Raw genomic sequence first — 9,235 nt, 5'->3', positions numbered from 1 at the left:
TTCTGCCGCTTCCGCTGACCGCAAAGCTCTCAATCTGCCGCCGGATAACCGCTTCGCCTAGGCGTTCACTGATTGCCTTGTCTGGCGTACCTTCCACGCTATGCCCTCCAGAGGCAGCCGACAGGGCCGGATTTCAGGGATGGAAAGCGGCATGAACTGGTCTGGCCGCTTTCTGCGGGGCATGGTGCGATTCCTGGCGGTTGCGCACCATGCTCCATCTCTTTTCCGCTCGCTTTCGGATCAGCGGGCCGCCCCGCCCCGGATCAATGGGCCGGCACACCGGCAAGGCGATAGCGCGGCGGATCCTGCGGCACGACCGGCGCTTCTCCGGCCAGTACACGGCGGAAATTGTCGAGCTGGGGATCGCTGCCAGCTTCCATTTCGGCCAGCATCCGCGCTTTCATCCGCTCGACCTGCGCTGCACAGGCGGGATCGTCGATCAGATTGACCCGCTGGCCGGGATCTTTTGCCAGATCGTAAAAGGCCAGTTGCACACCGTCGCGATACTGGCTGACCCTTTGCGCTATCTGCGGATCGCTTTGCGCCGCAGCGAGCATGGCGGGCCAGCTCAGGCCCCACATGCTCTCGATGCGCAATTCCAGCTCGCCATCTGCCCAGGGTGCGAAGAGCAACGCATAACGCTGGTCCTGAAGCCCCCGCATCGGGAAAGCATAGCCGCTCGACACGTAATCGACATGCGTCATCACCATATCGCGATGATCGCTGCTGGTGCCGGCCATCAACGGGCAGAGCGATCGCCCGTCAATATCGGGGGTCGGCTCCACGCCCAGCAGTTCGAGCACAGTCGGGTGCAGATCGAGATTGATCGCCAGCTGATCGAAATCGCGCGGCCTGCCCATTCCCGGACAGGAAATCAGCGCGGGCACGCGGACGCCGTGATCGTAGCAGGTCGCCTTGGCGAATGGCAGCGGCATCCCGTGATCGGACACGAAAACGATAATGGTATTATCCGCTTCGCCGCTTTCATCGAGCACTCGCAAAATATTGCCTACCGCCTTGTCGAAACGCTGGCAGGAATTCCAGTATCGGGCGATTTCCTCGCGAATTTCGGGCAGGTCTTCCAGATTGGGCGGCACAGTAACGTCGGCAGCGGTAAATTCACGCTCCACCTTATAGGCGCCGGTCTGACCGTGATCCATCCGGATCGCCGCTTCGCTGTTATAGAAGGGCCGGTGCGGATCGTTGATATTGCAATTGGCGAACCAGGGTTTGTATTGCGCGCGCTTCGCGAATGATGAGATCGAGCCCGGCACCATGGAGTTCAGGATGCCGGTCCTTGCCTTCCGCCTTGAAATTCCAGGGGAAGGAAGATGCGGGCAGCATATGCGAAATTTTATGCGTCGCGCCTACGAACCACCCCGCATCGGACAGGCGCGAAGCGATAGTCGGCGTGCCCTCATTCATCGCGAAAAAGCCGTTGCCGCCATTGCGATGCGGTCTGAGGCCGCTCATGAAAGCCTGCCGCGAAGGCATGCAGATGGGCGAAGAGGTACGCATCTGGCGGAACCGGTGAGAGCGCGCCGCCAGACGGTCCAGATTGGGCGTAATACCTTCCTGCCCGGTCATAAAGCCGAGACAGGACCAGTCGATATCGTCCGCCGTTATCAGCAGGAGATTGCGATGGCTTTCACTCGGCGATTCCGGGTAATGCTGCCCACGCAATGCCGTTACCGGGCCGCCCAGCGCCAGAGCCGCGAGGCTGCTTTTCAGAACATCACGCTTTTTCATTCTCATACCTTTCCGAATGAAACCGGCGCTATAGCCCTTCCCGGTCGCGGTACTTCTGCACGAGCCGGCGATCAGTGCTGGCGCGATGCAGGGATATAGGTCTTGCCTTCCCGATCCGCTTTCAGCTTGGCTTCGCTGTCAGGATAGAAACCGTTGAATTTGGTCGGCAAATTCGGTTCGACATACCATTTATCCGGGAAATCCGCCGCGCGCGGGCCGCCCTTCTTGCGATGGACAAGCCCTTCACTGGTCCGTTCCGTATAGCGGATGTGATGTTCGCCTTCATTATTGGCGAGCTGTTCGAACAGCGCTTTACGCAGCGCGATCTTCTTTTGCAGATAGTCGGGATCGTCGATCAGATTATGCATCTCCTCGGGGTCCTTTTCGAGGTCGTACAATTCCTCGATATCCCAGATGCCGTGATACTGGATATATTTGAACCGGTCGCGCTCGATGGCGAAAGTTGTCGGCGTTTCCGGGAAGCTCCATTCCCAGTAATATTCATAGACGAAATCCTGCGCATTCCATTCGCTGGCGCTTTCCATTCCATCGAGCAGCGGCAGGAAGCTTTGCCCTTCCATCTGATCGGGCTCGGCAATGCCGGCCACATCGAGGAAAGTCGGTGCCAGATCGAGATTGCGAACCACCGCATCCACCGTCTTGTCAGCCGCGACATGGCCCGGCGCATAGACCAGCATCGGCACACGCACCGAAGGTTCATAGGCATTGCGCTTATCGATCAGCCCGTGATCGCCGAAAAGAAAGCCGTTATCCGAATAGAAAACGACCATCGTATTATCTTCGAGATCGTTATCGTGGAGATAGCGCAGCACCCGCCCGACACTGTCATCGACCGAATGCAGAGTGGCGTAATAGTCGCGGATATAATCGCGGAAATCGCGATCGGTGTGATAGGGGAAATCCACGCCGTGCCAGCTATTGCGCTGATTCTGCACCCAGACCGGCTTGCCTTCGTTATTCTCTGGCGTATCGGCCGCGCTGGCGGGCAGTTCGACCGGCAGATCGTCATATTCCCCCTTATGCTCGGGCGCTGGCAGAGGGTCCGAATGGACCGCCTTATGGCTGAGATAGAGGAAGAAAGGCTGCGAGGCATCGCGATCCTCCTTCAGCCAGTCGAGCGCATAATCGGTCAGCTCGGTGGTGATATATTTGCTCTGTTTGACTTCCCTGCCATCGACATTGATCATCTGGCGTTTGCCCGCTTTGATCTGCTCAGGCGTCAGCCGGTCGGTCGGGTAATAGGTGCCCTGCCCCTTGAAGCTCACCCAGCGGTCGAAACCGGGGCGCGGCATATCGGTGGAGGCGCCCATATGCCATTTGCCGAAAAAGCCGGTGCGATAACCGGCCTGCTGCATATAGCTCGGGAAGAAGGTCAGCCCTTCCTCGGAAGAATTATTATTATCGATAATCCCGTGATTGCGCGCGGTCTGCCCCGTCAGGATCGTGGCCCGGCTCGGGCTGCAGAGCGAGGATGTGACCACAGCATTGGGGAAATAGGTGCCATTATGGCGCAGATAATCGATATTGGGCGTCTTGAGGCCGGGTGTCAGAAAACCCATCGCATCGAAGCGCAGATCGTCCACCAGAATGAAAACCATATTCATCGGTTTTTCGGCCTGCTGTTCAGCCGGCGCAGCAACCGGTGCCGGTGCAGCACTTTCCGCCGCAGCAGGAAGCGGGGAAATCGCTGCGATCAGCGCACCTGCCACCAGTGAGGCCACGCCCAGCCTGTTGCGTTTACTCGCCATTATCTGCTCCTTGAATGTCATGGGACCGGCAGGCTGCGCCTATTGCGACGGCTTTGCCGATAAAGCCCGGATCGCCGATAGCAGCGCCACCAGCGCCAGCGGTGACGCTATGGCACTGACCGTGGCGATGCTTTCGGCCACACGTTGTGAATCCTGAAAAATGTAATCTGTCAGCAGGGCAATCGAGAGCGGTCCCATCACGCCGCCCAGAATATTGATCGCTACCACGTAAATCATGCTGACCTGCGCCCGCAAATGATTGGGCGTCAGTTCCAATATGGTCGCCAGACCGCCGCCCAGCGTAAAGCCGGCAAAGAAGTTCATCGCCCCGATCAGCGCGATCGCGGCAAAGGGAGTGGGCATTAGCGGAAAGCCGATCGTCACCGGAATGAGGCAGGTAAAGCCGATCAGCGGCGCTATCAGATTGGCGCGGGCAGAGCCCCGGCTGCGCTGACGGCTTGCCAGCACGCCTCCGCTCAGCGAACCCGAAAGACCGCCGGTGAGAACCACCAGACCGTAACTATTGCCGATATCGGTCATCGCCATACCGTATTCGCGCGCGAGAAAGGCCGGAATCCACGCTCCGGTCCCGTTGCCGACAAAAACCACCAGCATGAAGCCGCCCATCAGCCCGAAATAGGCCCGGCTATGGTGGCGCATATGCGTGAAAGCTTCGAAGAAACTGCCTGTCTGCGGCTTCGCCATACCCGGCACCCCGCGACGCGCCGGTTCTGCGATCAGCCACCAGATGGCACCGGCCAGCAACAGCCCCGGCAGGCCGAGCAGGAGGAAGAAAACCTGCCAGCCCGCCATTTCGCCCATTACCGGCAGCATGACAGTCTGTTCGAGCGGTATCATCCCGGCGAGCCATCCGCCCGTCAGCAATGCGAGCGCACCGCCGATATAAATGCCGGACTGGTAGAGACCCATCGCACTGGCAAGCTTTTCGCGCGGGAAATAATCGGATAGCAGCGAATAGGAAGCCGGCCCCAGACCCGCTTCGCCGGCCCCCACTGCCACACGGGCGGCGAACAGGGAGGCATAATTGCGTGCCAGGCCGCAAGCCGATGTGGCCATGCTCCAGAACACAATGCTGCCCAGCACGATATTGCGCCGGTTGGAGCGATCCGCCAGCCAGGCCAGCGGAATACCCGCCCCGATATATAGCAGGGTGAAACCGAGACCGTAAGCGAAACCCATCGCCGTATCGGAGGCGCCGATATCCTGTTTGATCGGCTCGATCAGAAAAGCCAGCGCCTGCCGGTCGACAAAGGCGAGCGAATTGGCCGCCATCAGCAGAGCGGCGACCGACCATGCCTGACGGGCCGGCGGCCATGCGCCATCACCCTGCAATGCTGCATTATCGGGCGTTGCGGTGCCCTGCGCTTCCATGAAACAACCACCCCTCAGGCCTGCCCCCGCCGATGCCATAACGGCACGGCAGGGGAACCAGGACATGCAAGTCTGCCTTGCAAAAGACCCGGTAGCATTCCTGAGGCGGGTTGGCGACCATTGTTGAGGGCTCGGATCAGGCAACGTCAATAACGCTGTCTGACGAAGAAGATCACGATCGACCGGGCGCAGACACGATACGCTGATGCGTCCTGCCATGTCGATTTCCCCCTCTTCCCGAACGCCGGCGGCGGGCTCTGCTCATCTCACCGGGCATCCATACCAATTTATAGCGCTACATTTACGGGTGATTTCTTTGCTTGTCAATCACCCGATCTTCCACCTAACAAGGGTGTGAAAGCGATATGAAGCGGGAGTGAAATGGCGCGAACACGGCGGAACTTCAGCAATCGGGTCACGCTCAGTACAGTGGCCGAACGGGCCGGGGTTTCCCCGATGACCGTTTCCAATGTTCTCAACGAAAAACCCAATGTGACCCCGGCCAAGCGTGAAGCGGTGATGGAAGCCGTGCGTGAGCTGGGCTATCAGCCCAATCGCGCCGCCCGCGCGCTGGCCAGCGCTTCGGCCCTGCGGATCGGGCTTCTGCATCGCGACACGGAAAGTTCCTTTCTGGGGCAGGTCCTGCTCGGCACACTGCGCGCGGCCAATCGCCACGGCACAGAAATTGCGGTGCGGCCTTTCGATCCGGCCGATGAGAAGTCTGCGCTCAAAGCTGCCGAAGGACTGATCCGCAGCGGGATAGACGGGCTGATCGTGCCTCCACCCCTATGCGAAAATCCCTCGATCATGGAATTGCAGGCACGCTATCATATTCCTATGATTGCCCTCGCGCCCGGCGCCAGTCTCGAAACCATTCCGTCGGTTCGGATCGACGATGAAGCGGCCGCTTACGATCTGACCCGGCTGCTGCTTGCCAGAGGGCACCGGCGGATCGGCTTTATCCGCTTCGCCTCTTCGCATCTGGTCAGCGCATCGCGTGAAGCAGGCCACCGGCGCGCCTTGCAGGAAGCGGGCATTCCCGATGACCCCGCGCTGATCTGGACCGGGCGCCCCACTTATGAGGACGGCCTGAAAGCCGCCGAATATTTTCTCTCGCTCGCCGAACCGCCCAGTGCCATTTTCGGCAGCAGTGACGATCTGGCCGCCGCCATCGTCAATTACGCCCATCGTCAGGGCATGCGCATCCCGGAAGATTTGTCGGTTGCCGGGTTCGACGATGCCCCCATCGCCAGCCAGATCTGGCCACAGCTCACCACTGTGCGCCAGTCCATTTCCAATATTGCGGAAATCGCCACCGAATATCTGCTCAAATCGCTGAGCGAACGCAGCGAAATGGCCCCCGAAGCGCAGCTCGTCGATTACGAAGTGATCGAAAGACAGTCCGTCGCCAACCTGCTCGAACCGGCAAAAGTTTAGGCGGCGCGGCTCCGGCGGCGCATTTCCAGACGCTTTATCGCAATTCGAGCGCTCCGCCATCGACGCAGAGATTGGCCGCGGTGATAAAACTCGCTTCGTCCGATGCCAGGAACAGAACCGCCCGGGCGACTTCCTCGGCCTGCCCCATGCGCTTCATCGGCACGCTTTCGATCATCTTATCGCGCAGCGCATCCACCTGTGCTCCGGTCACACCCGGATTGCGATAGAGCAGCGGCGTGTCGATCGGGCCGGGGCTGACCATATTCACACGGATGCCTTCGGAAACCAGCTCCCCTGCCATCACTTTCATCGCCGCATGCAGGCCGTTCTTGGCGGCGGCATACATGGCATTACCGGGCAAGGCGCTATGCGCGCCGATCGATCCGGTGATGACGATCGCAGAGCCGGTTCCCAACAGAGGGAGCGCCTGCTGGATCGCGAAGACACAACTTTTGAGATTGACGTTGTGAATCGCGTCCCATTGTTCCTCCGTGATTTCGCGTAAGGGAGCGAAACCGCCAATACCTGCATTGATGAACAATATGTCGAGTGTCCGGCCATCCTTTCCCAAATTGTCGAGCAGATCCGCCATCGCGGCCCTGTCGGTGATATCGACCCGGTGCCCCTGCGCCCCCGGCACTGTCTGCATGGCCTCGTCGATCGTCTCCTGATTGCGACCGGTAAAATGGACATTGGCGCCTTCCTCGGCAAAGCCCTTCACACTGGCGAGACCGATCCCGCTATTACCGCCCAGAACGAGCACATTCCTGTTTTCGAAACGCATGGCTTCTCTCTCTCCGTTAAAAAGGGGTCAGCGGGTTGATGCTGTCAGGCCCGATAGGCTGCACCACATCCCAGTGTTCCGCGATCAGGCCGTTTTCGATGCGGTAGATGTCCACCGCGATCCAGCCTCTGTCACCGGGCCAGCGGCGGGCGTGATAATGCACCATCACCATATCGCCATCGACCATCATTCGTTTCACATCATGTACCGATTGCGGATGGTCGCGCCCGATCCGCCGCAGCAGCTCCTTGAGCGGCTCTGTACCCGACAATGTCGATGGATTGTGCTGGATATAATCGGGCCGGATATAGGAATCGACCGCATCGGCATCGATCGCATTCAGCACATTGTCGAACAAACCCTGCACCAGTGCCAGATTGGCTTTTTCCTCTGCGCTATATTCTCCTGCCATGGGTGACGCTCAATAAATGCCGTTATTGTGTGGCAGTTTCGCAGGAATCTCCTGCAGCACTTCCCAATGTTCGCGCACCCTTCCCTCTTCCATGCGGAAAATATCGACAATCGCCATGCCCGGATCGCCATCATGCCGGATCGTGTGGATCTGGAAGATCGTATAGTCACCATCGGCAAAGGCGCCCTTGATGGCCATTTTTACATCGGGAAAGCGGTCGGCACGATCGGCGAAAAAGGCGCGTAATCCCTCTCGCCCTTCGCTCGCCGCGGTGCTGTGCTGAATGTAATCGGGATGGATGAATTCATCGACGCGGCTTGCATCGAAGGTGAACAGCATTTCCTTATACATGCGCGTGCAGAAATCGAGATTGTGCTGTTCTTGCGGGCTATGAGGCATGAGCTTCAGTCTCCAATTGCGCCGCATCCTGTGCGGCTTTGTTGGTTTCTTCGAGGAACAGGGCGACAAGCCCTGCGATAAGCGCCATCGCCACGGCCATCAGCAGCGGCGATTGCAGGCCATAGGCATCGGCGAGACGGCCTGCGCCGAGCGGGGCGAGGACTCCGCCGGTCAGCTCGGCAATCGCCACCACCAGCCCCATCGCCGCTGCGGTGCCCTTCCCTGAAAGCGTTTCCGCCGGGATCACGCCCATAAATAGCGGGAATGTGCCCAGCCCGATCCAGCCCAGAAACATCAGCGCAGTGAGGATCCCCGAAGAGCCCTGAAAATACAGCGCGGCCAGTGGTGTCACCGCCATTAAGGCGCCGAATACGACCAACGGCAGACGGCGCCCGACACGGTCTGACAGAAAAGGCACCAGCAGCCCGCCAATGGGAGGACACAGGCCCAATATGGCCATAATGGTCGCCATATGGCCGGGCTCGAAACCCCGTATCCGGGTCAGATAAAGCGGCAGAAAAATCGATCCGAGCACCACACTGCCCACCAGCAGACAACCGATCACCGCGCATAGCGCGATATTTCGCCGGCGCAGCATCTCCAGCATACCGGGGCCGGTGGATGTGCCCTTCGCTCCCATCGGCTGAGCCGGCTCATGCGGCTCAGCGACATAACGCCAGATCAGAAAGGCCAGGATGAAACCGGGCAACGCGGCCGTATAGAAAGAAAAGCGCCAGCCCCACATTTCAGCGATAGCGACCGACAGGATCGGCGCGATGGCGGTGCCGAGGATCGCGCCGAAGACATTCTGCACGATCCCGATATTGAGCCCGCGGCGCCTCGCAGGCGTGACCACAGCAATAATGGCGAGGCAGATCGGCAGGAAGGGCCCTTCCACCAGCCCCATCAGCAGACGCGAGGCGAACAGCGTCCAGAAATCGATCGCCAGCCCGGAAAGGACCGAACAGGCTGAAAAGATTACCAGCGAGGCGAGCAGGAACGGTTTGCGGACGCCGAGACTGTCCGACCAGCGGCCGAGAATATAGGCTCCTATCGCCCAGCTCAGCGAGAGGGCAGCGCCCAATGCACCGACCTGCGTGTTATTGAGCTGAAATTCGGGTACGATGAAAGGCGTCAGAAACGTCATCATCATCCGGTCGTAATAGGCAAAGCCATAGGCCAGCCCGAGCAGGATCAGCGTGCGGATTTCATAATGACGCGAGGGGGAGGAGGCCATGCTCTTATCCTTTGCGAAACACTGCGGGAAAGCGGGCTTTTCCCGCAGTGCACACA

Annotated in this window: 9 protein-coding genes; 1 reads left to right on the top strand and 8 read right to left on the bottom strand. The window is 59.5% G+C overall.

The features are described 5' to 3' along the window. Positions 1-263: 263 nt before the first annotated feature. The 4 genes from D6851_RS16645 to D6851_RS16630 all read right to left on the bottom strand — a co-directional run bounded on the left by D6851_RS16645 (position 264) and on the right by D6851_RS16630 (position 4,976). Positions 264-1,277, bottom strand: a complete 1,014-nt coding sequence (locus tag D6851_RS16645) for a sulfatase-like hydrolase/transferase (RefSeq protein ID WP_120326031.1) — start codon at positions 1,275-1,277, stop codon at positions 264-266. Continuing rightward, positions 1,180-1,749 (bottom strand): sulfatase-like hydrolase/transferase, encoded by a 570-nt coding sequence (locus D6851_RS16640; protein ID WP_183030162.1) that lies wholly within the window; start codon positions 1,747-1,749, stop codon positions 1,180-1,182. Before D6851_RS16640 ends, D6851_RS16645 begins: the two co-directional genes overlap by 98 nt. 71 nt (positions 1,750-1,820) lie before the next feature. Beyond that, on the bottom strand, positions 1,821-3,518 hold the full coding sequence (locus D6851_RS16635) for a sulfatase family protein (RefSeq protein ID WP_120326036.1): 1,698 nt from the start codon (positions 3,516-3,518) through the stop codon (positions 1,821-1,823). 39 nt (positions 3,519-3,557) lie between these two features. Continuing rightward, positions 3,558-4,976: an MFS transporter gene (locus D6851_RS16630; RefSeq protein WP_238474175.1), complete on the bottom strand. Its 1,419-nt coding sequence runs from the start codon at positions 4,974-4,976 to the stop codon at positions 3,558-3,560. Between the two features lie 315 nt (positions 4,977-5,291). Here D6851_RS16630 and D6851_RS16625 point away from each other — a divergent pair, with 315 nt between their 5' ends. Continuing rightward, a complete protein-coding gene (locus D6851_RS16625) occupies positions 5,292-6,347 on the top strand; it encodes a LacI family DNA-binding transcriptional regulator (RefSeq protein WP_120326028.1) in 1,056 nt (351 codons plus the stop codon). A gap of 34 nt (positions 6,348-6,381) precedes the next feature. Here the strand turns inward: D6851_RS16625 and D6851_RS16620 are convergent, their stop codons facing one another. From D6851_RS16620 to D6851_RS16605, 4 genes are read right to left on the bottom strand one after another with little or no spacing between them, the layout of a single operon-like run. After that, positions 6,382-7,131: an SDR family oxidoreductase gene (locus tag D6851_RS16620; protein ID WP_120326027.1), complete on the bottom strand. Its 750-nt coding sequence runs from the start codon at positions 7,129-7,131 to the stop codon at positions 6,382-6,384. Between the two features lie 16 nt (positions 7,132-7,147). Continuing rightward, the gene (locus D6851_RS16615) at positions 7,148-7,543 is read right to left on the bottom strand and encodes a nuclear transport factor 2 family protein (protein WP_120326026.1); all 396 of its coding nucleotides are present in this window, start codon (positions 7,541-7,543) and stop codon (positions 7,148-7,150) included. Positions 7,544-7,552: 9 nt separating this feature from the next. Continuing rightward, entirely contained in the window at positions 7,553-7,942 is a 390-nt protein-coding gene (locus D6851_RS16610; protein ID WP_183030161.1) for a nuclear transport factor 2 family protein, read from the bottom strand. Continuing rightward, positions 7,932-9,179, bottom strand: a complete 1,248-nt coding sequence (locus D6851_RS16605) for an MFS transporter (RefSeq protein ID WP_120326025.1) — start codon at positions 9,177-9,179, stop codon at positions 7,932-7,934. The genes D6851_RS16610 and D6851_RS16605 overlap by 11 nt, the downstream gene beginning before the upstream one ends. Between the last annotated feature and the right edge of the window lie 56 nt (positions 9,180-9,235).

Source organism: Altericroceibacterium spongiae (genome assembly GCF_003610805.1).
In the GTDB taxonomy this organism is placed as follows: Bacteria; Pseudomonadota; Alphaproteobacteria; order Sphingomonadales; family Sphingomonadaceae; genus Altericroceibacterium; species Altericroceibacterium spongiae.
Note: the sequence above shows the minus strand (reverse complement) of the source record. Positions and strands in the feature narration are given on the sequence as shown.